Origin of the sequence: uncultured Stenotrophomonas sp. (assembly GCF_913778665.1) — a bacterium.
Classification (GTDB): domain Bacteria; phylum Pseudomonadota; class Gammaproteobacteria; order Xanthomonadales; family Xanthomonadaceae; genus Stenotrophomonas.
The window spans coordinates 208,310-233,146 of sequence record NZ_CAJYVQ010000008.1; the positions used below are offsets into that span (position 1 = coordinate 208,310).

Genomic DNA, 24,837 nt, shown 5'->3' on the forward strand with positions numbered 1-24,837 from the left:
GGGTTTTGCGATGGGCGGTGTGCATGGTGGTTGCGTCTGAAACCAGGTCCTGAAATGAAAAAACCCGCACCGGGGCGGGTGCGGGTTTTTGATGAGTTCCGGTGTGTTTGTTGCTTACACGCTGGCTCGTCCCGCACCTGTAGGTTGGGTAATAAGTACGAGCACAAGAATCGAACGCAGCGAGGCGGCGCCGGTGTCGGCGGCTTCGATGTGGGTTCGCGGTGGTGTGTTGTGATGCAACATGCAATCGAGAGAAACACAGCCATTTCGGCGGTGTCAACCCTCGTCGAAGAATTTTTTACGGTTTCGCAAGCATCCGGCGCAATCGCTTGCGGCACAAGGATGGTTGCCGCTGAAATTGTTTCGGTGAACCCGAATTCACTCTTTTCAGCACGTTTTTTGCGCGGATTCCGGGTGATTCTCACCCATCGAAAGACCATCGCCCATGACCTCTGCCCGATGCCCGCTGAGGGCTACAGCGGTGAAGATCGGGGAACCACCCTTCCATCGGAACCCGACCGTGTCCCGACGCCTTGCCCGTTCCCTGCTTGCTGCCGCCGTGCTTGTTGCCCTGCCGGCGCTGTCCTTCGCCGCCGACCGCATCACCGGCCACACCTTCGCCACCCGCTCGGAGGTGATCGCCCCGCATGCCATGGCCGCGACCTCGCAGCCGCTGGCCACCCAGATCGCGCTGGACGTGATGAAGGGCGGCGGCTCCGCGGTGGACGCGGCGATCGCCGCCAACGCGGCGCTCGGCCTGATGGAACCGACCGGCAACGGTATCGGCGGCGACCTGTTCGCCATCGTGTGGGACCCGAAGACGCAGAAGCTCTACGGCTACAACGGCTCGGGCCGCTCGCCGAAGTCGCTGACCCTGGCCGAGTTCCAGCGCCGCGGCCTGAAGGACATCCCGGCCACCGGCCCGCTGCCGGTGTCGGTGCCCGGCGCGGTCGATGGCTGGTTCGCCCTGCACGACCGCTTTGGCCGCAAGCCGATGGCCGACAACCTGGCCCCCGCCATCCGTTACGCCCGCGAAGGGCACCCGGTGGCCGAAGTGATCGCCTACTACTGGGACCGCTCGGTGCCGAAGCTGTCGAAGTACCCGGGCTTCAAGGAACAATTCACGATCAACGGCCACGCTCCGCGCAAGGGCGAGATGTGGAAGAACCCGAACCTGGCCAGCACTCTGCAGAAGATCGCCGACGGCGGCCGTGATGCCTTCTACAAGGGCGAGATCGCCCACACCATCGGCGATTACTTCAAGGCCAACGGTGGCTACCTGAGCTACCAGGACCTGGCCGACCACCACGGCGAGTGGGTCGAGCCGGTCAGCAGCAACTACCGCGGCTACGACGTATGGGAGCTGCCGCCGAACAGCCAGGGCATCGCCGCGCTGCAGATCCTCAATGTGCTGGAAGGCTACGATTTCTCGAAGATTCCGTTCGGCTCACCCGAGCATGTGCACCTGTTCGTGGAAGCGAAGAAGCTGGCGTTCGCCGACCGCGCGCGCTTCTACGCCGATATGGCGTTCCAGCCCGCGCCGGTGCAGAAACTGATTTCCAAGGAATACGCTGCGCAGCGCCGCGCGCTGATCTCGATGGACAAGGCGTTGAAGGAAGTGCAGCCGGGCACGCCGAAACAGCTGGAAGAGGGCGACACGATCTACATGACCGTGGCCGACGCAGACGGCATGATGGTGTCGCTGATCCAGTCCAACTACCGTGGCATGGGCAGCGGCATGGCGCCGCCGGGACTGGGTTTCATCCTGCAGGACCGCGGCGAGATGTTCGTGCTGCAGAAGAACCATCCCAACGGCTACGCGCCGGGCAAGCGCCCGTTCCAGACCATCATCCCGGCGTTCATCACCAAGGGCGGCAAGCCGTATGCCAGCTTCGGCGTGATGGGTGGTGCGATGCAGCCGCAGGGTCATGCGCAGATCGTGATGAACCTGGTGGATTTCGGCATGAACCTGCAGGAAGCCGGTGACGCACCACGCATCCAGCACGAAGGTTCGACTGAACCGACCGGGCAGGCCATGGCGATGACCGATGGTGGCGAAGTGAATCTGGAAACCGGCTTCCCCTACGAGACGGTGCGCGCGCTGATGCGCAAGGGGCATCGCATCGTGTTCGCCGACGGCCCGTATGGCGGGTACCAGGCGATCATGCGTGATCCGGATACGGGCGTGTATTACGGCGCGTCGGAGAGCCGAAAGGATGGGCAGGCGGCGGGGTACTGAGTTTCCCGGCCATCGGGCTGAGCCCCCTCGCGGCTGATCGCCAGAGCAGGTTCATGCGCTGGGGCGTGCGGGTGGGAGTGTCGGGGGACGCCGTAAATACGTCCTTGTAGGCTTAGCCGCGCCATCCATGGCGCGGATACCCCCGCCACTCCCACCCGCACGCCCCCCGAAAATTTCCGTGCGCGTCAACCACGGAAGAGAAAGAAGAAGATCAAAAGCAAAGGCAACAGCAACAGCCGCGCGCTGTGAGTTGGGGTCGGATCCGTTTTCCGAAGGAAAACGGATCCGACCCCCTCTTGTTTTCCGATACGCCACATCCACGCATGGCGTGGCGAACCAACCGTCACCGGAAAACTGTCGGAGGCGGGGAGGGGCAGATGGCGGGACCGTCCACGGCATGGATGCCGTGGACGAGCCTACACGGACATACTTGCGGCGTGTCCCGCCATCTGCCCCTTCCCGCCAAGCCAAGTAGTAACCCAGAGCCGCTCTGGCTTTTGAACTTGCACTTGCCTGAAAAAGCGGTGCAGCCGCAGGCTGCAAAACACCCTCAATCCCGATCCTGCGCGCGCGCCGCCTCCGCCTGGGTCTCTTCCTGCGCCGCCATCTCGCGCGCGATCCACGCATCGATCATGTGCCGCTGGCGCTGCGCCTGCAGCCGCTCGCGCGTGTATTCCTGGTCCAGCACCCGGTGCAGCGACACCATCACCAGCACCATCAGCAACGCGAACGGCAATGCCGCGATCGTGATCATCCCCTGCAGCGCATCCAGTCCACCCGCCAGCAGCAGGGCGGCTGCGATCAGGGCCACCGCGATACCCCAGGCCAGCTTGCGCTTCAACGGTGGATCGCCGGCCTCGTCGGTGGACATGCTGGCCAGCACCAGTACCGCTGAATCGGCCGAGGTCACGAAGAAGATCATGAGCAGCACCAGCGCGATGCACGACAGCAACAGCGGCAGCGGCATGCTGTCGAACAGGGTGAACAGCACCGTCTCATAGCCATTGCCCAACGCCTGCACCAGGTCGGCGTGGCCGAAGATCTGTGCCCACAGCGCGGTGCCGCCGAACACCGCGAACCAGAGGAAGCCCAGCAGTGTCGGGGCGAGCACTACGCCGATCACGAACTCGCGCACGCTGCGGCCACGCGAGATGCGCGCAATGAACGATCCCACGAACGGTGCCCACGAGATCCACCAAGCCCAGTAGAAGATCGTCCAGTCCGCCACCCACGTGCTGCCGGAGAACGGTGACATGCGCAGGCTCATCGTCACCAGCTGGTTGAGGTAGGAACCCAGCGTGGTAGTGAACGTATCGAAGATGAATCCGGTCGGCCCCAGCACCAGCAGGGTCGCCGCCAGCAGCGCGGCCAATGCCAGGTTGAAATTGGACAGCCATTTCACTCCGCGTTCCACGCCACTGGCGGTGGAGGCCATGTACAGCACGAAGGCAACGGCAATGATGATCATCTGCACTGCGACGGTGGCCTGCATGCTGAAGACGCGTTCGATACCGGCGGCAATCTGGATGGTGCCGAAGCCGAGCGTGGTGGCGACACCGATCGCGGTGGCAACCACCGCGGCAATGTTGACCACGCGCCCGATCCAGCCGCGATGGTGGCGGCCGATGATCGGCTGCAGCATGTCGCTGACCAGTCCGCGGCCATTGCGGTTGAACTGGAACCATGCCATCGCCAGGCCGATCAGCGCATAGATCGCCCACGGGTGCAGGCCCCAGTGAAAGAAGGCGTAGCGCATCGAGGCGCGCGCGGCGTCCATGCTTTGCGGCGCCAGTCCTTCCGGTGGCTTGCTGAAATGCGAGATCGGCTCGGCCGCACCCCAGAACACCAGGCCAATGCCCATGCCGGCGGCAAACAGCATCGACATCCAGCTGGCGCGCGAGAATTCGGGTTCGGCGTCCTCGCCGCCGATGCGCAGGTTGCCGAAGCGGCCGAAGGCCAGGTACATCAGGAACACCAGCGCCAGGAATACCACCAGCAGGTACAGCCAGCCGACACTTCGGATGACCTCCGCCAGCATGGACTGCACAACGGTATTGAAAGGGCCGGGCGCGATGCCGGCCAGCAGCACCAGCAGCAGAACCAGTGCGATGGAAACGCGAAACACCATGAAGGAGCTTCTCCGATCAAGGGGATTGAGGGGAGCGAGCAGAGCTTGCAGCAAAGGGCCGGCGTCATGCAGCGCGAACCGGGCAGGGGCCGCGGAGGCGGCGAGGGACGCATCGATCTCAGCGACGCGATGGGCGTGCACGTTACTGAACGCGGCGTCATGGTTCTGTTAACGCCGGCCCTGCGGTTGTTCAGTAGGTCCACGCCATGCGTGGATGAGCGGTGGGGGAATTCAGTGTCTTCTATGCTCTAATGCGTACCAAGAAGCGGGGGTACCGCGGCCATCTGGCCACGGTTGAGACAGTCCCTTGGAACCTGATCCGGCTCATACCGGCGTAGGGAAGCTTTGCAATGCAGCCATGCCCGGACTCCGCCCAAGGAGCGTCCGCGCGGGGGGCAGTGCGCCGCCGCTTCGTCCCTGACCTTCCTGGACGATGCCCGATGAACGCACAGCTCTCCGCCCTGCAGCAACAGGCCCAGCAACTCTCCGAATCCGTGACCCGGCCCATTCCCGGCTCGCGCAAGATCCATGTGCCCGGCTCACGCCCGGACCTGCAGGTGCCGATGCGCGAGATCGCGCTGACCCGCACGCCCACGCTGTTCGGCGGCGAAGAGAATGCACCGGTCACCGTCTACGACACCTCGGGCCCGTACACCGATCCGGAGGTGCGCATCGACCTGTCGGCCGGCCTGCCTGCATTGCGCCGTGCGTGGGTCGAGGAACGCGGCGATACCGAACAGCTCGACAGCCTCAGTTCGTCGTTCGGTCGCGGCCGCGAGCACGATCCGAAGCTTGATGCCGTGCGCTTCCCCGCGCGCACCCTGCCGCGCCGCGCGCGCGCCGGTGCCAACGTCACCCAGATGCACTATGCGCGGCGCGGCATCATCACCCCGGAGATGGAATTCGTCGCCATCCGCGAGAACCAGCGCCTGGAAGCGATCCGCGATGCCAGCCTGCTGCAGCAGCATCCGGGTGAAGCCTTCGGTGCGTCGATCCAGAAGATCATCACCCCCGAGTTCGTGCGCGACGAGATCGCCCGCGGCCGTGCCGTGCTGCCCAACAACATCAACCATCCGGAAAGCGAGCCGATGATCATCGGCCGCAACTTCCTCACCAAGATCAACGCCAACATCGGCAACAGCGCGGTGTCCTCCGGCATCGCCGAGGAAGTGGAAAAGCTGGTATGGGCGATCCGTTGGGGCGGTGACACGGTGATGGATCTGTCCACCGGCAAGCACATCCACGAGACGCGCGAATGGATCGTGCGCAACTCGCCGGTGGCGATCGGCACCGTGCCGATCTACCAGGCGCTGGAAAAGGTCGATGGCCGCGCCGAGGCGCTGACCTGGGAGATCTTCCGCGACACCCTGATCGAACAGGCCGAGCAGGGCGTGGACTACTTCACCATCCATGCCGGTGTGCTGCTGCGCTACGTACCGCTCACCGCCAAGCGCGTGACCGGCATCGTCAGCCGCGGTGGTTCGATCATGGCCAAGTGGTGTCTGGCGCACCACAAGGAGAATTTCCTCTACACGCATTTCGAAGAGATCTGCCAGATCATGAAAGCCTACGACGTGACCTTCTCGCTGGGCGATGGCCTGCGTCCGGGATGCATCGCCGATGCCAATGATGCAGCGCAGTTCGGTGAACTGGAGACACTGGGCGAGCTGACCAGGATCGCCTGGAAGCACGAGGTGCAGACCATGATCGAAGGCCCCGGCCACGTGCCGATGCAGCTGATCAAGGAAAACATGGACAAGCAGCTGCGCGAGTGCGGCGAAGCGCCGTTCTACACGCTGGGCCCGCTGACTACCGACATCGCGCCGGGCTACGACCACATCACCAGTGCGATCGGTGCGGCGATGATCGGCTGGTTCGGCACCGCCATGCTCTGCTACGTAACGCCGAAAGAGCACCTGGGCCTGCCCAATCGCCAGGACGTGCGCGACGGCATCATGGCTTATCGCATCGCCGCGCATGCCGCTGACCTGGCCAAGGGCCACCCCGGTGCACAGGTGCGCGACAACGCGCTGAGCAAGGCGCGCTTCGAGTTCCGCTGGGAGGACCAGTTCCATCTCGGGCTGGACCCCGAGAAGGCCAAGGAATTTCACGATGAGACGCTGCCGAAGGACGCGCACAAGCTGGCCCACTTCTGTTCGATGTGCGGCCCGCACTTCTGTTCGATGAAGATCACCCAGGATGTGCGCGACTACGCCGAGGCGGGCATGAAGGAGAAGTCGGAGGAGTTCCGCGCCGCCGGCGCCGAGGTGTACCACCAGGGGTGATGCCGCACCGGTAGCGTCGGGCCATGCCCGGCGGGTGCAGCGGCGCGGGAAAGACGCCGGGCGTGGCCCGGCGCTACCCGCTATGCTCCGATCATCGCCCAGCGGAAAGGACCCCATGCCCATCGCCTTGACCACCCGCTGGCTGGCGATCGCCCGCCGCCATCCCTCGGCCTGGCTGCTGGGGGCGCAACTGCTGGCGGTGCTGTTGTACCCGGCGCTCGATGACACCGCCGGTGGCCGTGCGGCGCTGGGCATGTTCGGCATGGCGGTACTCGGCCTGGCGTTGTGGGTGGTGCAGCGCAGTCCGTTGGGCACCTGGCTGGCATTGCTGCTGGCCATCCCCTCGGTGGTGTTCTCGCTGGCCGGCGCGCTGCTGGACCGCAGCGCATGGCTGACCACCGCGCAGCTGCTGGAGAGCCTGCTGTACTTCTACACGGCGGGCGCGTTGATCGCCTATATGCTGCAGGACCATAAAGTCACCCGCGATGAGCTGTTCGCTGCTGGCGCGACCTTCACCCTGCTGGCGTGGGCGTTCGCGTTCGCATTTTCGGTCTGCCAGCAGTGGTATCCGGGCAGTTTCCACGGCACCGGCGGCGAACCTCAGCGCAGTTGGATGGAGCTGCTTTATCTGAGCTTCAGCTTGCTGTCCGGTGTCGGACTGAGCGACGTCGTGCCGCTGCACCCACAGGCACGGGCGTTGGTCATGCTCGAGCAGTTCGCGGGCGTCATGTATATCGGCCTTGTCGTGTCGCGACTGGTCGGTTTGACGATGCTTCGGCGCATGTGAAAATGAACGCCAGATAAAAATTTCGCGCCCAAAAGGGCGCGAATAGTGATGCAGATTATGTGAATGCGTCGGCGAGAGAGAGCCTGAGTGTCGACCCGACATAGGCGGGGTAACCGGCTTAGGCTAATATCCGTAGGCGTTAGTGTTTTTGCGGTATGCGCCGATGCTTTGTGCGGAATCTGGCTTTTCGATGACCCTGTCCAGGGACGGTGGGGACGGTATTGCTGGTGAACCCTGCCCAGGTCCCGTCCCTACTGTATAGCGGAAAATGAACAGCAGCGAAGTCACGCCCCTCGAGGCCGACCGCATCCAGGTCGGCGACTGCGTCATTACCTTGTCCTCGCGAGAGGTCGAGGTCGAGGGTGCGCGTCGTCCTCGCCGTCTGACGCCGAAAGCGCTGGGCGTGCTGCGGGTGCTGATGCGCCAGCCGGGGCGAGTGGTCACCCGCGAAGAGCTGTTTGCCGAGGTCTGGCCGGACACGCTGCCCACCAATGATGTGCTCACGCAGGCCGTTACCCAGCTACGCAAGGCCTTTGCCAACGACGACGACAACGGCCAGCCCTACATCGAGACCATCGCCAAGAGTGGCTATCGGCTGCTGGTACCGGTGCAGGTGCTGGATGAGCTGGAGCCGCCGCTGGAGGCGGAGACGCTGGCCGAGGTGATGCCGCCGCTGGCCGCTGCCAGCGCGATCCCGATCGCGCCTCTGCCGATGACCCCGTCGCGCCGGCGTGGCTGGCGCCAGGTGCGCCGCCATCTGCTGTGGGTGCTGGGTGTGGTCATGTTGGCGGCCTTGGTGGTGATGGCCGCGCTGCTGCTGCGCCGAACGCCTGAGCCGAGTTCGGCTGTGGATGCGGCGGTGGAGAATGGCGTGCGGGTGATCGGCAGCCCGCAACGGCCGTATCGCCTGATCACCGCGACCAGTGGTTTTGAGACGTACCCCACACTTTCTCCCGACGGCTCCCAGGTCGCCTATGAAGGCGCCAATGAGGACGGTGCCGGCGGGGGCGCCATCAAGGTGCAGACCTCGGGCAATGCGCCAGCCCGGCAGTTGGCACTGCCGCCGAAGGGCGCCAGTGACCGCTTCCCGAGCTGGTCGCCGGACGGGCGCGAGATCGCTTTCGCCCGTTTCAGTGCCGATGGCGGTTGCCAGGTGCTGATCGCCAGCGCCACCGGCGGCGGCGTGCGACAGGCCACCCGCTGTGACGGCACCGAGCTGCTCAGTTTCGACTGGACACCGGACGGCCGCGGCCTGGTGTTCGGCAGCATGGTCGGGCGCTATGCGCACCGCGGCATCCGTGTGCTCGACCTGGGCAGCGGCCAGTGGCGCGCGCTGGATTACGCGGTCGATGCGAATGACTTCGACTACGCGCCGCGCTATTCGCCCGACGGCAAGTGGCTGGTGTTCGTGCGCAATCCACAGATGGGCGATCTGTGGCGGATGCCGGCAGGCGGCGGCCCGCTGGAGCAGCTGACCAACGAAGCCGCCGAACAACGCGGCTGGGCTTGGCTGGGCGATGGCCGCAGCATCGTGTTCGGCCGGCGCGTCGACAGCGAAGTGCGCTTGTACTACCTGGATGTCGAGCGGCGCACGCTGCGTGACGCCGGCCTCGATGATGCGCAATGGCCGGCGGTGTCACGCCATGGCGATGTGTTGGCGTTCGTGCATCGCCGCGCCCAGTTCGGCGTGTTCAAGGTACCGATGGCCGGGGGCGCTGCCGAACGGTTGTTTGCCTCCAGCGGGCGCGACGGACAGCCGATGGCGGCGCCTGACGGACGCCAGCTGGTCTTCACCTCGGACCGTTCCGGCAGTTTCGCGCTGTGGTGGGCCGACATGGAGCGGCCGGATTCGCTGCGGCCGATCGAGGGCCTCCGCCCCGAAGGGCGGCAAGCGCCGGACTGGTCGGCCGACAGCCGCCAGTTGCTGGTGGTCGGACGTGATGAGCATGGCCGCACCGTGGTCTACGAGATCGCACCGCGTGACGAGCGGCTGCAGCCGTTGCCGGTTCCGGTTGAGCAACCGCTGCAGGCCCTGTACGGCGCCACCCCGGAGCAGCTGCTGGTGGTGGAACGCGACGCGGAGCAACGGACCCGGCTGAGCCTGTTCGACCGCAGCGTGACGCCCTGGCGGCGCCTCGCCAGCATCGACGGAGTGTCGCAGGCGCGGTTCGACCGCGGCGCTGGCCGGGTGTTGTTCACCCGCCTGGCGGCCGGCGGGCTGTGGTCGGTGGACGCGAGGCTGTCACCGGCCAGCGTGCAGCAGGTCAGTGAAGACCTGCCCAGCCGCTGGCGCTACCGCACCTGGACCGTGGCCGGCACCGATGGCGTCGGCTATCTCGGCACCTCTACCGCCTGCGGCACCACGCTCGTTCACATCCAGGCCGGCGTCGAAGCCCCGGAACGGTGCCTGGACCGGCAGCGCCTGAGTGCAGGCAATGGCATCAGTGCCAGTGCCGACGGCAGCGACCTGTACATGGCGCTGGCGGTCAGTGACGGTGCAGACATCGGCGTCATGCAGTTGCCGAAGACCGCTCCGGCCCTGTTTCCGGCATTTCTCAAGTCTTTGATCCTGAAGAGAAATATTCATTCGTAATTTCTTCGTGCGGTTCTCGCCGCGAATTCGTGGCGATCTCGGCGGTTTTTCCTGACGGATTCACGCCTGATTAGGCAAAACGGAAGCCTGTATCTGGCAAACCCGTGGTGCTCCATGCGTCAACTCTCGCTGGCCGATCGTGGCCAAACCGTCTCCCTCGACAAGGCGATCGATGATGTCGCGCCTACCTGTTTGGGCGTCGCCCGGCTGGGCAGCCTGCAGACTGCGGGCAACAGCTTTACGGTCTGGCTGCAGGTGCGCGGCAATTCCTGGGTGGAGGCCAAGGAAGGACGCTTCCGTCTGCGTCACGGCGAGTGGATCGCCTTCGAGAAGGAGTCACGCCCACTGGTCCAGGCAGGGCGTAACGGGTTGTGCGTCGGCCTCAGCCTGAATGCGGAAGCGTTGCGGGTGCTGACCGAGATGGCCGATTGCGGCCTGTACGCGGGGCGCGGTCGCATGAACCGCAACGACGCACGCGTGGCGCTGCGCCTGTGGCGCGATGCGCTTGCCAGCGGTCTGCCTGCGCAGGCCCTGCGTCCTCTGCTGCTGCATCTGGCGGGCCTGCAACGCGATCTGGCCGACAACGTGCAGCGTTGCCCGGGCCGTTCGCGCAGCCGCAAGCGCCAGGTCTTCGGCCGCATGCAGCGTGCCCGCCTCTATCTGGAGGGCAACAGCCACCGCGTGGTGCGCATCGGCGAGCTGGCCGAACTGACCAACTTCTCCAGCTGGTACCTCTCCAAGACCTTCCAGAGCCTGTATGAAGAAAGCCCGCAGTCGCTTTCAGCACGGTTGCGCCTCGAACGCGCGGCCGATCTGCTGCGTGACACCGACATGATGGTGGGTGAGGTCGCTGCCGCCAGCGGTTTCGACAACTGCTGCAGCTTCGCACGGGCCTTCCGCGCCCGTTACGGGCAGTCGGCTTCCAGGTTCAGGGAGAACGGCGGATTGCTCCCGCCACACTCTGCAAAGTCTCCGGTTGGGTCGCGCAAATACAGCATCGCAACGCAATCGTAACGTGCTGGAGCGTTTTAACACGCTACTAACACGTACCTTGGAGAGATTGATGAACGTTCGCACCCCTGCCGTGCGGCTGGGCCTGCTGCCCGCCGGCATTGCGCTGGCGCTGGCACCGGCATTTGCTTCCGCACAGGAAGCCAGTGCCCCGACCACCCTTGATCGCCTGGAAGTCACCGGCTCCCGCATCCGCTCGGTGGATGTGGAAACCTCCCAGCCGGTCCTCACCGTAAGCCATGAGGACATCCAGCGTTCGGGCCTGGTCAGCGTCGGCGACCTGCTGCAGAACCTGTCCGTGGCAGGCACCCAGACCTTCAGCAAGGCGGCCGTGCTGGCGTCCAACCCGGAACAGGGCGGCCAGTACGTCAGCCTGTACAACCTGGGTGAGCAGCGCACGCTGGTGCTGGTCAACGGCAAGCGCTGGAGCTCCAGCCTGGCCGGCTTCACTGACATGTCGACCATCCCGACCTCGCTGATCGAGCGCATTGAAGTCCTGAAGGACGGCGCCTCGGCGATCTACGGTTCCGACGCCATCTCCGGCGTGGTCAACATCATCCTGCGCAAGAACTTCGACGGCGCCGAGGCCAGCGCCTACTACGGCCAGAACAGCCACGGCGACGGCGCCAAGACCCAGTACAGCCTGACCCTGGGTGCCACCGGCGAGCGTTCCTCGATCGTGTTCGGTGCGAACTACATCAAGGAAGATCCGGTGTGGGCCAAGGATCGTGGCCTGACCCAGTACACCTATGGCCAGGGTCACAAGGAAGACGGCCTGAGCCCGGCAGGTCCGTGGGGCCGCTTCACCGATCCGCGTGCCGAAGGCACCGCCGGTGCAGGCTCCTACAACAAGGCTGGCAAGTGGGTACCGAATACCTGGGTGGTCAACCACACCGGTTCCTGGGATACCCCGGTCGGCGTTGGTGAAGCCTCCAACAACTTCAACAACTACCACCTGATCGGTCTCGACGACTACTACAACGCCTCCCAGCAGATGATGCTGAACCAGGGCGCTGAGTCGAAGACCATGTTCACCTCGGCCAGCTACGACATCAACGACAACCTGCGTTTGAAGTCGACGGCGATGTACTCCGAGCGTGACTCCAAGCGCCAGATCGCCGGCTACCCGCTGACCGGCACCTCGCAGCCGCAGTTCCCGGTGGTGATCAGCAAGGACAGCATCTACAACCCGCTGGGCAACCTGGCCACCAATGGCGCCGGTGTTGACATTGCCGGCTGGGGCCGTCGCATCTTCGAACTGCCGCGCGTCACCGAGAACAACGTCAAGTCGCTGCACTTCGACGCGGCCCTGGAAGGCAACTTCGACTTCAACAACCGTCCGTTCGACTGGGATGTGGGCATCAACTACAACCAGTATGACGTCACCCAGACCAGCTCGGGCAACATCAACCTGCTGGCACTGAAGAACGCCCTCGGCCCGTCGTTCATCAACGCCAACGGCGTTGCCCAGTGCGGCACCGCTGCCAACCCGATCGCGCTGGGCACCAGCCCGGGCAGCTGCATCCCGTTCGACCTGCTGGGCGGCGCCAGCGCCGCGAACCCGGACGCGCTGAAGTACATCAACACTCTGCTGAACTCGACCGGCCAGAGCAAGAGCAAGCAGTACTTCGCCAACATCACCGGTTCGCTGTTCGACATGCCGGGCAATGCAGGCGAGTTCGCCTTCGCTGCCGGTTACGAGCACCGCGAAGTGTCGGGCTACGACCACCCGGACGCGCTGTCCTCCTCGGGTTACACCACCGAGCTGGCTGCACGCCCGACCGAAGGCAAGTACAAGACCAACGAGTTCTACCTGGAACTGATGGTCCCGCTGCTGCGTGACCTGCCGGGTGCGAAGGAGCTGTCGCTGGATGTCGCCAGCCGCTACTCGGACTACGACAAGTTCGGCAACACGCTCAACAGCAAGTTCAGCGTGACCTGGAAGCCGATCGACGACCTGCTGGTGCGTGCCACCTACGGCGAAGGCTTCCGTGCCCCGACCCTGGACGACACCTTCGGTGGCGGTTCGCAGACCTTCGACAAGTTCACCGATCCGTGCGATGCCGTGTTCGGCCAGCGCAGCAACCCGGCCGTCGCTGCACGTTGCGGCGCCGAAGGCCTGGCGTCCGACTTCCGTCAGACCGACGCTGCGGGTCGTCCGATCACTGCCCGTGACACCCAGGGCAACAACCCGTTCAACTCGGGCGTGGGCAACGACAAGCTGCAGCCGGAAACCAGCAAGACCCGTACCGCGGGCCTGGTCTGGAGCCCGAGCTTCGTCAGCGGCCTGAACGTCTCGCTGGACTGGTACAAGATCACCGTGGACAACGTGATCACCGCGCTGTCGGCGAACTATGTGCTGAACCAGTGCTACCAGAACGGCGTGCAGGCCTTCTGTGACCAGTACAGCCGTGGCGACGTCGCCAACGGCCAGCAGGTCACCGGCCTGAGCCGCGGCAACGCGAACCTGGGCTCGCTGGAAACCGAAGGCTACAACTTCGGCGTCCGCTACCGCCTGCCGGAGTACAGCTTCGGTACCCTGTCGTTCAACCTGGACACCAATTACCTGACCAGCTTCCGTCAGCAGGCCACCAAGGGTGCTGCATGGGATGACTACGCAGGCTACTGGAACTACCCGCGCGTCCGCGGCACCCTGGCCAGCACCTGGACCAAGGGCGACCTGTCGGCCACCTGGACCATGCGCTACTACGGTGGCTTCCGCGACTTCTGCTACGACCAGGAAAATGGCCTGGAGTGCAACCAGCCGGATTACTACACCGAGAACGGTGGCTGGAGCGGTGGCCTGGGTGCCAACAAGAAGGGCGCGATCGTCTATCACGACATCTCGGCCACCTGGCAGGCTCCGTGGAACGGCAGCGTGACCGTCGGTGCCCGCAACGTGTTCGGCAAGACCCCGCCGATCACCTACGCGGTGACCAACGCCAGCGCCGCACAGCTGGACCCGATGCTGGATTACGATCGCTTCCTGTTCATCCAGTACAACCAGCGCTTCTGATCCATCGAAGCCTGAAGGCAGGACCAGGAGGGCGGGCCGCAAGGCCCGCCCTCTTTCTTTCCGTCAGTAGACTTTCTGCGTGCTGTGTCGTCGCAGCAAAAAAAACGGGCCGTGCGGCCCGTTCTTCATTGCATGTGGTGCGCGCGCCGGCTTCATGCCTCGCTCGGCGCAAGCCCCATCAGGCTATTGGCGTGCTCGCGCCATTGCGGCAGCTTGTTGAGCACGCCCGCGCGCTGCAGGTAGTCCTCATCCACCGGATCGCCATTGACCAGCGCCAGTGCCACGTGCACCGCACCGGTCACCCAGAAGCTGCGGGTACTGGCGCGCTGCGGTTGCAGATGGAATGCCACCGCTTCGATGATCGGCATCGGCAGGCCCCACAGGCCCAGCAGGTAGGCACCGGCTTCGGCGTGGCCGGGGCGGAGGTCGCCGTCCAGCGCCGGTTCGCTGCGCTCGTTGCGTACGCCCGGCAACAGCAGGCCGATGTCGGCCAGCAGGGCCGCGGTCGCACCCAGTTCGGCACTCGATTCCGGCAGCAGGCGCGCAGCCAGGCGCGAAGCGAGCAGGGCACGCTGCTGCAGCGAATTGCGCTCGGCGGTCGACAGCGTCGGTGCCGAGAACACCTCACTGGCCAGCACCAAGTCGCGCAGCGTGGCCAGGCCCAATCGGGTCACCGCAGTGCGCAGGTCAGCGATGGTACGGCCCTGGCTGAAGAACGCCGAGTTCGACAGCTGCAGCACCTTGGCGGCGATCGCCGGATCGGCGGCGACCAGCTTGGCGACGTCGGCACTATCGGCATCGTCATCGTGTTCCAGCGCCTGGGTCAGGCTCAGGTACAGGTGCGGCGGTGATGGCAGTTTTTCGATGCGACCGATGGCGTCGCGCAGGCGCGGGCTGTCCAGCACTTCGCGCAGCTCTTCCAGGCTGGTCAGTGCTTCCAGTAGCACTTCCGGTGCCAGCGGCAACGGCAGGAAGCGATGGGCAACACCAATGAGGCGAGCCGGTGGTGGCCGGTTGCCATGCTGGGCGTCGACCAGCGCGATGCGGATGGTTTCCGGACGCAGCGTCCGGATCTGGCCCAGCAGCGTGGTGGCATTGAGGTCCGGCAGCTGCGGGCAGACAATCACCGCGTCCACGCCCTGGGTGGCCACCGCAGTCATCGCGGTGTGGCCATCGGTGGCGGTCAGCGGCTGCCAGTCTTCCCCAAGATCGGCAATGAATTCGGTCAGCTCAGCCGGCAGGCTGGCTGCATCCCCTACAAGCAGAATACGCACGACACATTCCCCTGGCTGTCTCGACGATGGATGTCGATGACGTGTGAAGTGACGCAATTTACCTAATACGACGGCAAGAGTGATGTGCCGTCGTCATGAAACGTGACCCGCATCGCTCCGACGGCCTATGTCGGAGCGATGCCGTTCAGGCTCAGGCCTTGCTGTCGAGGTGGCGCTGGTGCGCCTCGATCAGGATCTGCTTGGCCTCAGCCGCGCCGCCCCAACCGTCCAGCTTCACCCACTTGCCCTTCTCCAGGTCCTTGTAATGCTCGAAGAAGTGGCCGATGCGCTCCAGCCAGTGGCTCGAGACCTGCTCGATGTCTTCAACGTGGGCATAGCCGCTGAAGATCTTCGAGACCGGCACGGCCAGGATCTTTTCGTCGCTGCCTGCCTCATCGCTCATCTTCAGCACGCCGACCGGACGGCAGCGCACGACCGAGCCCGGCACCAGCGGCAGCGGCAGCACCACCAGCACGTCGGCCGGGTCGCCGTCGCCGCACAGGGTGCTCGGCACGTAGCCGTAGTTGCAGGGGTAGCGCATCGGGGTGGACAGGATGCGGTCGACGAAGATCGCACCGGTCTCCTTGTCCACTTCGTACTTCACCGGCTCCGAATCCTTCGGGATCTCGATGATGACGTTGATTTCTTCCGGCGGGTTCTTGCCGGGCGAGACGAGTTCCAGACCCATGGTCGTGCTCCAGGTGGGGGATATAGACGGATAGCCCCCCATTTTATGCCTTTGCCGGGCGACGTGCAGCGGCAGTGTACCCACCGCCGGTCACGGTGCTGGACCACCCGTCGGCAGGGGCTTTCCCGATGGGTACGGCGTGGGGCGCGGCGCAGGCTGACTACTCATCCCCAAGGAGTCCTGTCATGCGCTGGAAGACCTTGTGCTGTGCCGCCATCGCACTGCTTGTCCCGTTGCCCGGCCTGGCACGCGGGCCCCATGTGGATCTGATCGACTACCCGCAGCCGGAGGCCAACTGGAACCGGGCCTACGATCTGGAAGCGGCCCTGGCCCGCGAGTTCAGCGCGATCTGCGCCGATACCTTGTGCGAGGGCGAGTACAGCAACTACCGGGTAATGGAATTCCGCTGCGCCGTGCTGGCCCGCCGGGGCACCGTGCAGCGCTGCGTCTGGGTGATCGCCGCCAGCGAGCTTTCCGTGCACGCCGACAGCGGGCAGGTACAGGTCGACAACGGGCGCTGGACCTGCCAGCTGGCATTGCAGCCCGGCGTGCCCGTCGAGGCGTTCCATGCCGCGCTGGAGGCCCCCGGCGGCTTGACGTCACCGCTGCCCGGCCTGGACCACGGGCTGTTTGACCTGCTGCCCGACTGCCTGCGGTCGCAGGGGAGGGCCGGCTGATGCGGATCGTCCTTGAGTCAACCCTGCGGGTCGTACTGCTGCTTCTGAGCGCCGGTGCCGCGCAGGCGGGTCCGGCGTTCGTGGACGCGCGTGATTACCCCACCTCCGCCATGGGCCATGAGCGCTTCCTGGCCGCCGAACGCCGCCTGGTGCGCGGCTTCGACAATATCTGCGGAGACACCTTCTGCGAGGGACAGTATTACAACCTGTGGGCGATGCGCCTGCGCTGTTCGGTGCAGCGTGATACCGGCGTGGTCGGAAGCTGCGTCTGGACCTTCGCCGGCAGCGATACCCGGGTGCGCAACACCGGCCGGATCGACGTTGATCTGGGCAGCTATGCCTGCGTGCTGCCGGTGCCGCCCGGAACCCCGCTGAGCCAGTTGCTGGAGGTGTGGGAGACGGGTTCCGCGGACGACGCCCTGCATGCACCGTTGCCGGGCACCGGGCAGAACACATACGACGCGCTGGTCGATTGCCTGTAGCGCTTGCGGGGTCAATGCAAACGTGACGGATTCGCATTAACGGAGTAGCATGCGCGGCGCCTCCCCGTTCGTCGCCGGCTCCGCGCATGTCCTCCAATGCCGCCACCCTTACCGAACTGCTGATCCGCGAGCGGCCGGCATTGCTGCGCCGCGTGCAGCGCATCCTCGGCGGTGACAACGGCGCCGAAGACGTGATCCAGGCGATCTGGTTTAAGGCCCGCGGGGTCGACGACAGCCAGGCGATCGACAACCCCCGCGCCTATCTCTACCGGCTGGCCACCAACCTGGCCACCGACCACGGCCGCGAATCGTCCCGGCGCAATCGGCTGCTGGCGGACCACTACCTGTGGGGGCCGGACGAAGTGATCTCGACCGAGGAGCAGGCGATGGCGCAGGACGAGCTGCAGCGCGTGCTGGACGCGGCCGGCCATCTGCCCGAACCCACCCGTACGATCTTCCGGCTCAACCGTCTGCAGGGACTGACCCAGGCCGAGATCGCGCGCCGCCTCGGCGTGTCGGTGACCACGGTCGAGAACCATGTGCGCACCGCGCTGCAACGCCTGGCCTGGGCACGCAGCGGTCGATGATCGCACCGGCTTGGGACTGGGCCTCGCTGAAACGTCTTGATCACTGGACCGCGGATGCGGTCTAGTTCTCCCGCCCGCGCTTGAATGCGCCTGTCCGCCAGCCGATGAGCCCGCCGAACACGCTGCCCGCCGCCACTGATGATGTCCTGGCCGAACAGGCCCGGGAGTGGATTGCGTGGCTGGCCTCGGGTGACCTGACCGATGCGCGCATGCAGGCGTTCGAGCTGTGGCTGGCGCAGCCGGGCCATCGCCATGCGTTCGAACACGAACGCGCGCTGTGGCGCAGTGTCGGTCCGCGTCCGCAGGTTGGTCCGAGCGTGCGACGCCGGCCGCAGCGCTTGCGCTGGGCAATGGCTGCTGCGGCTGCACTGGCGATGCTGGCGGCGTGGCCGGAGGCCTGGTTGCGCCTTCAATCCGATCACCGCAGCACGCACGTCGTGCAGAACGTCCGCTTGCCCGATGGCAGCCGTGCCGTGCTGGATGTCGACAGCGCGATTGCCGTGCGTTTCGATGCGACGGCCCGCGACGTGGTGCTGCTGCGCGGCCGTGTCTGGTTCGAGGTCAGCCCTGATCCGCAACGGCGTTTCAGCGTGCATGCCGGCAATGGCGTGGTCGAGGACATCTCGACCGCCTTCAGCGTGGCACGCGGCGACGAACGCGTGGAAACCCAGGTCGGGCAGGGCCGGGTGCGTGTGGCGAGCCCGGCCGATGGCGGCTGGACCTATCTGCAGGTGGGACAGCGCGCGTCTTACAGCGAGCACAGCGGCGTGACGCGCCAGGGCGATGTGGCGGCCGACAGCGTAGGGGTCTGGCGGCAGGGCGAGCTGCTGCTGGAGCAGGCCAGCGTCGCCGATGCGGTACAACGGGTGGGACGCTACCGTGCAGGCCCGACTTTCGTGCGCGGTGACCTGTCACGGTTGCCGGCGGTGAGTGCGGCGCTGCGCATCGATCGACCGGAGCAGGCGCTGGACGCGCTGGCCGCGACCGCAGGTTTGCGGGTGACCCGCCTGCCGTTCGGCGTCGCCATCGTCCAGTAGATTCACGCCATGCGTGGATGATCATCGCCTTGCGCCGAACAACGATCGGCACTCACCGCTGCAACCTGCCGAGTATCGGTCGGCACCCGCCAGCACTCATCCGATCGAAAATTCCTCTTGGGGCTCTGGCCGGTCCACCCGTCTTACCCCGCGAACGTACCCGCCGCCGCCACGTACGTCCGCCGTGTCCGCCTGTGCTGCGGATGACGCCGCGCCCGCGGCACCGATTACCTGACAGGTTCCCCCATGTTCGATTCTTCCCGTCCGGGCCGCGTGGTGCGCCCGTCCCGCCTGTGCATCGCCCTGCTGGCGGCCGGCCTCGCCGGCGCCGCGCCGTCCGTATGGGCGCAGAGCGCTACCGGCGAGCACGCTGCCGTGCAGCGCTTTGAGATTCCTGCGCAGCCCCTGGCTGGGGCCCTGCGCAGCTACATGCGTCAGTCCGGCGTGCAGGTCGTGTATCCGGCCACCCTGGCCGCAGGCGTGACCTCACGTGCGGTCAGTGGCAGCCTGTCGGCCAGCGCGGCGCTGCAGCAGCTGCTGCAGGGAAGCGGCATGGCAGTGCGCCGGGTCAGCGCAGACGCGGTCAGGCTGGAAGCGGCGACGCCGGTGCAGGCCGACAGCGGGGTGATCGTGACCGGTACGCTGAGCGTCGCCGGCGACCGCATCGATCCCGGCACCGGCAGCGACGAAGCACGCCTGCTCGACAGCTACCGCAGCGTCGGTTCCACGACCACGCTCAGCCGCACGCACCTGGAACGCTTCCGCGGCACTTCCAACGGCGACATCGTCAAGGGCGTGGCCGGTGTCACCGCCGGTGACCCGCGCGTGGGCAATGGGTTCGACGTCAACATCCGTGGTATCCAGGGCCAGGGCCGCGTGCCGGTGATCATCGACGGTGGCCAGTCCAGCATGGATACCTACCGCGGCTATGCCGGCCAGTCGCAGCGCACCTACCTCGATCCAGACCTGATCTCCAGCCTGACCATCACCAAGGGCCCGAGCCTGCAGGCCAACGCCTCCGGTGGCATCGGTGGCGTGGTCGAGATGGAGACGCTGAAGATCGGCGACGTGCTGCGCGAAGGCCGCGGCGTCGGCGTACGCGTGCGTGGCGGCCTGGCCAACGCCAGCGCCAACAACCTGCCGTCCTACAGCGCCGCGCCGCGTTCCGACCGCAGCGCCACCGGCAGCCAGTTCTTCAACGTGGCCGCAGCCGGTCACTGGGACCACTTCGATCTGGTCGCCGCCTATGCTTACCGCGACAACGGCAACTATTTCTCCGGCAAGCACGGTTACGACGACTTCCCGCAGACCCGTCGCACGCTGGCACCGCTGAATCCGCCGCGTACCGAAGTGTTCAACACCTCGTCGCGTTCGAAGTCGGCGCTGCTCAAGGGCACCTGGCGCATCGACGATGCGCAGACGCTGGAAGCGGGCTACCGCCGCTACGAAGGCACCGCCGGCGAGATCATGGCCTCGCAGATCATCCGCGTCGACCGCGATCGCATTCCGCAGTGGGACCCGGGCCATGTCGACATGGACAGCTACACCCTGCGCTACCGCTTCAATCCGGACAGCGAGCGGGTCGACCTGCGTGTCAACGCCACATACACCGATACCGACAGCGTGATGTACAACAGCCTGACCGGCATCACCCCGTGGTACTTCGATCGCCGCACCGAGTGGTACGACGCTCCCAGTTTCAGTGGCGACCCCGGCTACAAGGATGCCTACCGCAATCCGCTGCGGCAGAAGCGCCTGGGCCTGGATGCCAGCAACACATCGAAGTTCGACACCCGGGCCGGCGCGTTCGCGCTGGACTACGGCCTTTCCTACAGCGACGAGGACATCGCACCGGGCAGTTCCGGTCCGGTCATGCACGACGATCTGGTCAACAACCGCTTCCTGCGCAACGCCCAGCGCAAGGAGTACAGCGCGGTGGCGTCATTGAAGTGGCAGCCCGACGAGCATTGGGAACTGCTGGCCGGCGGCCGCTGGAACCGCGTGGATGTGCATGACCGCAACCGCCTGGCCACGCCCGACGCCTATGAGGTACAGGGCCAGTACCGTTACACCGAACTGCTCAATGGCAACCCGGCGCTGCCGTCGTGGCGGGCCAAGCGCATCGCGCTGCTGAACTGGTACCCGGATGCCAACGGCGATTTCACCCGGGAATCGCTGCTGGCCTCGCCATACAAAAAGGGCACCGTGGGCGACATCGCCGGTTGGAATTTCTATGACGCCGGCGCGCCGCAGGATCTGGAAGTGCCGGTCAGCTGGACCTGGTCGCAGCCGATCCGCCGTCGCGACAACGCGTTCTCGCCGACTGCCAGCGTCGCCTACCGATTCAGCGAAGACACCATGGTCTACGTGAAGTACGCCGAGGGCACCAAGCTGCCGAGCCTGTTCGAGACCACGCTGGGCCTGTTCACTGCCGCCAAGCCGGTTGGCGAGCTGAAGCCGGAGCGCGCGCGCAGCTGGGAAATCGGCGCCAGCACCCTCCGCTACGACCTGTTCACTGCCGGCGACCGCCTGGCGCTGAAGCTGGCGTATTTCGATACCCGCATCGACGATCTGATCACCCGCGACTACCGCACGCTGTCGGCGGGCCTGATCCGCAATGTCGACCAGTTCAAGGTGTCGGGCATGGAGTTCCAGTCCAGCTATGACAGCGGCAAGGTGTTCGCCGATCTGTCCGCGCACTACTACTTCAAGGCCAAGACCTGCGCGCCGGACATCGCCGCCGAGCGCCGCGCGTACGGCGTGCAGCGCAGGAACGCGGAGCTGGCCGGCACGCCGGACTGCGTGGATGGCGGCTTCGAGGGTTCGTACACCAACACGCAGAACCCGCCGCGCTACATGGTCAACCTGACCCTGGGCTCGCGCCTGTTCGACGAACGCCTGACCTTCGGTACCCGAGTGATCCACAACGCCGGCCCGATCAGCAAGCTGGACAAGGAATGGAACGTTGGTCTGTCGGCGATCCAGCAGCTGTACCGGCCGAACACGCTGGTGGATCTGTTTGCCAGCTGGAACTTCAACGACCAGTGGTCGGTGGAAGCGGGCGTGGACAACCTGACCGACCGCTACTACCTGGATCCGCTCGCACTGGGCGTGATGCCGGCCCCGGGCCGCACCGCGCGCCTGGCGTTGACCTGGAAGTACTGATCGGTCGCGGATGAGCGGTGGGGTCGGATCCCTTTCCAGCGGAAAGGGCTCTGACCCCAGCGAGCCCCAACCGCCCTCGGTGGGTGCGGACCTTGGTCCGCACCGCCTTTGACGTGCGGAAGACTCCGCTTGCCCGGAACAACCGCTCTATATATTGGTTCTCAATCCGTTGGCTGGAAGGTCCAGTGAGAGCTCGACATCCGCCCAGTCTTCCTCAACCGGGAGGCGGTGGAAAAGGCTGAGAAACAGTTCGCTCAAGTAGCCAGCCCTGTTCCCGACTTCACCAAGCGGAAGTTCGTGTGGAATCAGGTTTCGCCAGTGATCTTCAGCGCTGTTCGTCCCTGCAAGGAAGCCCAGAGTGCTGCGGACCTGGGCACGGGCAGCGGGACCGAATGTCTCCAGGACTTTGACCATCTCACCGAACAGCCAGGCTCTGTCCTGCGCATCGTTCATCTCGAACGCCGCCAGTTCATCGTCCGGCATGGACAACAGCGGGTAGTAGAGGTAATGGATGTAGTTGATGTTCGCTACGTTCGCCATGGCGGATCAGCCTTGCTATTCCGCTCATCGTGATGGAAATGACGCGCTTCATCGAGGGCTGATTGCGACTGGGGTTTAGAATTTTCTCGGCAAGGGAGTTCATCCACGCGTGGCGTGGATCTACCGGACAACGGGTAGCGCCGGGCAGGGCCCGGCGAACGCTTACAGCCCGGTCGCGGCCTTCACTGCATCTTCGTGCAGCGACTCGTTCAGCTCATCCACAACGGTGCTCCACGCCGCATCGGCCTGCAGCGATTCGGACAGGAACTGGCGCTGGGCATCGTTCCAGTACGGTGCCTCGACCACTTCCACATCGGTGGCCAGCTGGTGCTCGCGGATGAAGCGGGCGATGCCCTCAGCACTGGCATCCAGGCCCAGCTGCAGGAACAGGTTGGTCATGCGCGGTTCGGTGGTGATCATCATCGGTTCCTGGTGGAAGTAGGGAGTGCCCCATTATCGGCACACACGGGCTTGGGGAAAGCCCCGCGGCGAACGTCTACAGCAGGACGACCCTCCCGACCTTCCCATGAACGCACATATCGCCCCTGAAGACAGCCGCAGCCTGCGGCTCAAGGCCGCCACCCGCGACAGCCACGGCGCGCTGGACAAGCGCATCATGGCCGGCGACATCTTCGCCGACCGCAGCAACTTCGCCCGCTTCCTGCGCGTGCAGTACCGTTTCCACCGCAGCATCGATGCGCTGTACGCCAACCCTGCACTTGACGCGCTGCTGCCGGACCTGCACGAGCGCCGTCGCCTCAAGCAGGTGTCACGCGACCTTCAGGACCTGGAGCAGACCCTGCCCGGTGCGGACATTGACGCGCTGCCGGCCGACCTGGCACTGCCGGCAGCGCTGGGCTGGCTGTACGTGGCCGAGGGCTCCAACCTCGGCGGCACCCTCCTGTACAAGATGGCGGCCAGGCTGGGCCTGGATCGCGACTTCGGCGCCCGCCACCTGGCTGCGCACCCGGATGGCGCTGCCCGCCATTGGCGTGAGTTCACCGCCGCGCTGGACGCGGTGCCGCTGAGCGCCGAGCAGGAACAGCAGGTAATCGACGCCGCCGACGCCGCGTTCCGCAGCGTGCATGGCCACGTTGAAGTGGAATTCGCCTGATGAACGCCCGCCACCCGCCGGTGCAGCGCTGATGCGCTGGCTCTGGTTCGCGCTGGGCTGGGTGATGGTCGGCCTCGGCGTGATCGGCGCGTTGCTGCCGGTAATGCCGACCACCATTTTCCTGATCCTTGCGGTGGGCTGCTTCGCGCGCAGCTCGCCGAAGTTCGAGCAGCGCCTGCTGGCGCACCCACGCTACGGCCCGTCGCTGCGGCTGTGGCGTGAGCAGGGCGCGGTGTCGCGCAAGGGCAAGGCGTTCGCCAGCGCCGGCATGGCGGTGGGCTTTGCCCTGTTCTGCTGGGGCGCGCACCCGTCGTGGCGCCTGCTGCTGGGCGTGGGCCTGTTCTTTGCGGTCAGCGCCGGCTATGTGCTCAGTCGACCAGCACCACGCATTGAACCCACACCGATGGTTGAAGCGGACGATGCCAACGATCCGCGCGCGGCCCGCCGCCGTGGCGCAGCCCCCGCTAGCGATGGAACCCGTGACGATGCTGCCTGCTGACCTGGCCCCCGTGGCCGCCCCTGCACTGACCCCGTGGGGCATGTACCTGGCTGCCGACGTGGTGGTGAAGACGGTGATGATCGCGCTGGCACTGGCGTCGCTCGCGACCTGGACCGTGCTGTTGGCCAAGGGCTGGGAGCTGGCCCGGCAGGCGCGGCAGCTGCGCGCGGCGCGCGCGCTGTTGCTGCAGTCCGCACAGTTGCCGGCACAGAGCGAAGCGGCAAGCCTGCAGCAGGGCACCGCACTGGCGATGCTGGACGCCGCACGCACCGAACTGCGCCTGTCGCAGGAGCTGGACAGCCGCGACGGCATCAAGGAACGCGTGGCGTCGCGGTTGGATCGCATCGAGCTGGAAACGGCACGCGTGCAGCGGCGTGGTATCGGCGTGCTCGCCAGCATCGGTGCGGTGGCGCCGTTCGTGGGCCTGTTCGGAACGGTCTGGGGCATCATGAACAGCTTCATCGGCATTGCGCACAGCAACACCACCAACCTCGCCGTGGTGGCGCCGGGCATTGCCGAGGCCTTGCTGGCAACCGCGCTCGGCCTGGTCGCTGCGATTCCCGCGGTCCTGGTCTATAACCACTTCAGCCGCGTGCTGGCCGGGCTGCGTGGCCTGCTTGGCGATCTGTCGGCGGCCGTGCAGCAGCTGGTTTCGCGCGATCTTGATCGTTCCGTTCCGTGTACCGCAGCAACGCCGCTGCGCGCGGTGCACTGA

19 protein-coding genes and 1 riboswitch are annotated in these 24,837 nt (G+C 65.7%); of the genes, 14 read left to right on the forward strand and 5 right to left on the reverse strand.

From position 1 onward, the window contains the following. Window positions 1–520: 520 nt before the first annotated feature. On the forward strand, window positions 521–2,239 hold the full coding sequence (gene ggt, locus QZ853_RS09685) for a gamma-glutamyltransferase (protein WP_295572409.1): 1,719 nt from the start codon (window positions 521–523) through the stop codon (window positions 2,237–2,239). Window positions 2,240–2,789: 550 nt separating this feature from the next. Here ggt and QZ853_RS09690 read toward each other — a convergent pair. Continuing rightward, window positions 2,790–4,367: a BCCT family transporter gene (locus QZ853_RS09690; protein WP_295572411.1), complete on the reverse strand. Its 1,578-nt coding sequence runs from the start codon at window positions 4,365–4,367 to the stop codon at window positions 2,790–2,792. A 257-nt stretch (window positions 4,368–4,624) separates the two neighbouring features. Then, a riboswitch (TPP riboswitch) is annotated at window positions 4,625–4,726 on the forward strand. An 81-nt stretch (window positions 4,727–4,807) separates the two neighbouring features. On the opposite strand from QZ853_RS09690, the gene thiC reads away from it, so the two are divergent. From thiC to QZ853_RS09715, 5 genes are all read left to right on the forward strand, one after another. Further along, entirely contained in the window at window positions 4,808–6,652 is a 1,845-nt protein-coding gene (gene thiC / locus QZ853_RS09695) for a phosphomethylpyrimidine synthase ThiC (RefSeq protein ID WP_295572413.1), read from the forward strand. Window positions 6,653–6,767: 115 nt separating this feature from the next. Continuing rightward, window positions 6,768–7,439 carry an ion channel gene (locus QZ853_RS09700; protein ID WP_295572415.1) on the forward strand — a complete coding sequence of 224 codons (672 nt, stop codon included), beginning with the start codon at window positions 6,768–6,770 and terminating at the stop codon, window positions 7,437–7,439. A 268-nt stretch (window positions 7,440–7,707) separates the two neighbouring features. Then, complete coding sequence (locus QZ853_RS09705) at window positions 7,708–10,032, forward strand: winged helix-turn-helix domain-containing protein (protein ID WP_295572417.1); 2,325 nt, start codon at window positions 7,708–7,710, stop codon at window positions 10,030–10,032. Between the two features lie 114 nt (window positions 10,033–10,146). Continuing rightward, window positions 10,147–11,046, forward strand: a complete 900-nt coding sequence (locus tag QZ853_RS09710; RefSeq protein ID WP_295572419.1) for a helix-turn-helix transcriptional regulator — start codon at window positions 10,147–10,149, stop codon at window positions 11,044–11,046. Window positions 11,047–11,095: 49 nt separating this feature from the next. Next, window positions 11,096–14,059: a TonB-dependent receptor gene (locus tag QZ853_RS09715; protein WP_295572422.1), complete on the forward strand. Its 2,964-nt coding sequence runs from the start codon at window positions 11,096–11,098 to the stop codon at window positions 14,057–14,059. A gap of 152 nt (window positions 14,060–14,211) precedes the next feature. Here the strand turns inward: QZ853_RS09715 and QZ853_RS09720 are convergent, their stop codons facing one another. Next, window positions 14,212–15,333, reverse strand: a complete 1,122-nt coding sequence (locus tag QZ853_RS09720; RefSeq protein ID WP_295572425.1) for an HDOD domain-containing protein — start codon at window positions 15,331–15,333, stop codon at window positions 14,212–14,214. A gap of 151 nt (window positions 15,334–15,484) precedes the next feature. Next, window positions 15,485–16,021, reverse strand: coding sequence for an inorganic diphosphatase (ppa, locus tag QZ853_RS09725; RefSeq protein ID WP_295572428.1), 537 nt, complete (start codon window positions 16,019–16,021; stop codon window positions 15,485–15,487). Window positions 16,022–16,206: 185 nt separating this feature from the next. On the opposite strand from ppa, the gene QZ853_RS09730 reads away from it, so the two are divergent. From QZ853_RS09730 to QZ853_RS09750, 5 genes are all read left to right on the forward strand, one after another. Continuing rightward, window positions 16,207–16,698, forward strand: a complete 492-nt coding sequence (locus tag QZ853_RS09730) for a hypothetical protein (protein WP_295572431.1) — start codon at window positions 16,207–16,209, stop codon at window positions 16,696–16,698. Continuing rightward, a complete protein-coding gene (locus QZ853_RS09735; RefSeq protein ID WP_295572433.1) occupies window positions 16,698–17,180 on the forward strand; it encodes a hypothetical protein in 483 nt (160 codons plus the stop codon). The genes QZ853_RS09730 and QZ853_RS09735 overlap by 1 nt, the downstream gene beginning before the upstream one ends. A gap of 86 nt (window positions 17,181–17,266) precedes the next feature. Next, window positions 17,267–17,767, forward strand: a complete 501-nt coding sequence (locus QZ853_RS09740) for an RNA polymerase sigma factor (protein ID WP_295572435.1) — start codon at window positions 17,267–17,269, stop codon at window positions 17,765–17,767. Between the two features lie 104 nt (window positions 17,768–17,871). Then, window positions 17,872–18,804, forward strand: a complete 933-nt coding sequence (locus tag QZ853_RS09745; protein ID WP_295572437.1) for a FecR domain-containing protein — start codon at window positions 17,872–17,874, stop codon at window positions 18,802–18,804. A 246-nt stretch (window positions 18,805–19,050) separates the two neighbouring features. Further along, the gene (locus QZ853_RS09750) at window positions 19,051–21,969 is read left to right on the forward strand and encodes a TonB-dependent receptor (RefSeq protein WP_295572439.1); all 2,919 of its coding nucleotides are present in this window, start codon (window positions 19,051–19,053) and stop codon (window positions 21,967–21,969) included. 147 nt (window positions 21,970–22,116) lie between these two features. Here QZ853_RS09750 and QZ853_RS09755 read toward each other — a convergent pair whose 3' ends face one another. Both QZ853_RS09755 and QZ853_RS09760 read right to left on the reverse strand, forming a co-directional pair. Then, complete coding sequence (locus tag QZ853_RS09755; protein ID WP_295572441.1) at window positions 22,117–22,509, reverse strand: hypothetical protein; 393 nt, start codon at window positions 22,507–22,509, stop codon at window positions 22,117–22,119. Between the two features lie 162 nt (window positions 22,510–22,671). Further along, window positions 22,672–22,929: a DUF2789 domain-containing protein gene (locus QZ853_RS09760; protein ID WP_010483993.1), complete on the reverse strand. Its 258-nt coding sequence runs from the start codon at window positions 22,927–22,929 to the stop codon at window positions 22,672–22,674. A gap of 106 nt (window positions 22,930–23,035) precedes the next feature. Here QZ853_RS09760 and QZ853_RS09765 point away from each other — a divergent pair, with 106 nt between their 5' ends. The 3 genes from QZ853_RS09765 to exbB are packed head-to-tail and all read left to right on the forward strand — an operon-like array spanning window position 23,036 to window position 24,837. Further along, the gene (locus tag QZ853_RS09765) at window positions 23,036–23,623 is read left to right on the forward strand and encodes a biliverdin-producing heme oxygenase (protein WP_295572443.1); all 588 of its coding nucleotides are present in this window, start codon (window positions 23,036–23,038) and stop codon (window positions 23,621–23,623) included. Window positions 23,624–23,654: 31 nt separating this feature from the next. Next, window positions 23,655–24,122, forward strand: a complete 468-nt coding sequence (locus QZ853_RS09770) for a YbaN family protein (protein ID WP_312707359.1) — start codon at window positions 23,655–23,657, stop codon at window positions 24,120–24,122. Continuing rightward, window positions 24,109–24,837, forward strand: coding sequence for a tonB-system energizer ExbB (gene exbB, locus QZ853_RS09775; protein WP_295572447.1), 729 nt, complete (start codon window positions 24,109–24,111; stop codon window positions 24,835–24,837). Before QZ853_RS09770 ends, exbB begins: the two co-directional genes overlap by 14 nt.

Excerpts from the sequence above, each read along its gene's own strand:
- QZ853_RS09705 (WP_295572417.1), top strand. The coding sequence starts at position 7,708 with ATGAACAGCAGCGAAGTCACGCCCCTCGAGGCCGACCGCATCCAGGTC.
- QZ853_RS09730 (WP_295572431.1), top strand. The coding sequence starts at position 16,207 with ATGCGCTGGAAGACCTTGTGCTGTGCCGCCATCGCACTGCTTGTCCCG.
- QZ853_RS09735 (WP_295572433.1), top strand. The coding sequence starts at position 16,698 with ATGCGGATCGTCCTTGAGTCAACCCTGCGGGTCGTACTGCTGCTTCTG.
- QZ853_RS09710 (WP_295572419.1), top strand. The coding sequence starts at position 10,147 with ATGCGTCAACTCTCGCTGGCCGATCGTGGCCAAACCGTCTCCCTCGAC.
- QZ853_RS09770 (WP_312707359.1), top strand. The coding sequence starts at position 23,655 with ATGCGCTGGCTCTGGTTCGCGCTGGGCTGGGTGATGGTCGGCCTCGGC.
- QZ853_RS09740 (WP_295572435.1), top strand. The coding sequence starts at position 17,267 with ATGTCCTCCAATGCCGCCACCCTTACCGAACTGCTGATCCGCGAGCGG.
- QZ853_RS09700 (WP_295572415.1), top strand. The coding sequence starts at position 6,768 with ATGCCCATCGCCTTGACCACCCGCTGGCTGGCGATCGCCCGCCGCCAT.
- QZ853_RS09750 (WP_295572439.1), top strand. The coding sequence starts at position 19,051 with ATGTTCGATTCTTCCCGTCCGGGCCGCGTGGTGCGCCCGTCCCGCCTG.
- QZ853_RS09755 (WP_295572441.1), bottom strand. The coding sequence starts at position 22,509 with ATGGCGAACGTAGCGAACATCAACTACATCCATTACCTCTACTACCCG.
- exbB (WP_295572447.1), top strand. The coding sequence starts at position 24,109 with ATGCTGCCTGCTGACCTGGCCCCCGTGGCCGCCCCTGCACTGACCCCG.
- QZ853_RS09690 (WP_295572411.1), bottom strand. The coding sequence starts at position 4,367 with ATGGTGTTTCGCGTTTCCATCGCACTGGTTCTGCTGCTGGTGCTGCTG.
- QZ853_RS09745 (WP_295572437.1), top strand. The coding sequence starts at position 17,872 with ATGAGCCCGCCGAACACGCTGCCCGCCGCCACTGATGATGTCCTGGCC.
- QZ853_RS09765 (WP_295572443.1), top strand. The coding sequence starts at position 23,036 with ATGAACGCACATATCGCCCCTGAAGACAGCCGCAGCCTGCGGCTCAAG.
- thiC (WP_295572413.1), top strand. The coding sequence starts at position 4,808 with ATGAACGCACAGCTCTCCGCCCTGCAGCAACAGGCCCAGCAACTCTCC.
- QZ853_RS09715 (WP_295572422.1), top strand. The coding sequence starts at position 11,096 with ATGAACGTTCGCACCCCTGCCGTGCGGCTGGGCCTGCTGCCCGCCGGC.
- ppa (WP_295572428.1), bottom strand. The coding sequence starts at position 16,021 with ATGGGTCTGGAACTCGTCTCGCCCGGCAAGAACCCGCCGGAAGAAATC.
- QZ853_RS09760 (WP_010483993.1), bottom strand. The coding sequence starts at position 22,929 with ATGATCACCACCGAACCGCGCATGACCAACCTGTTCCTGCAGCTGGGC.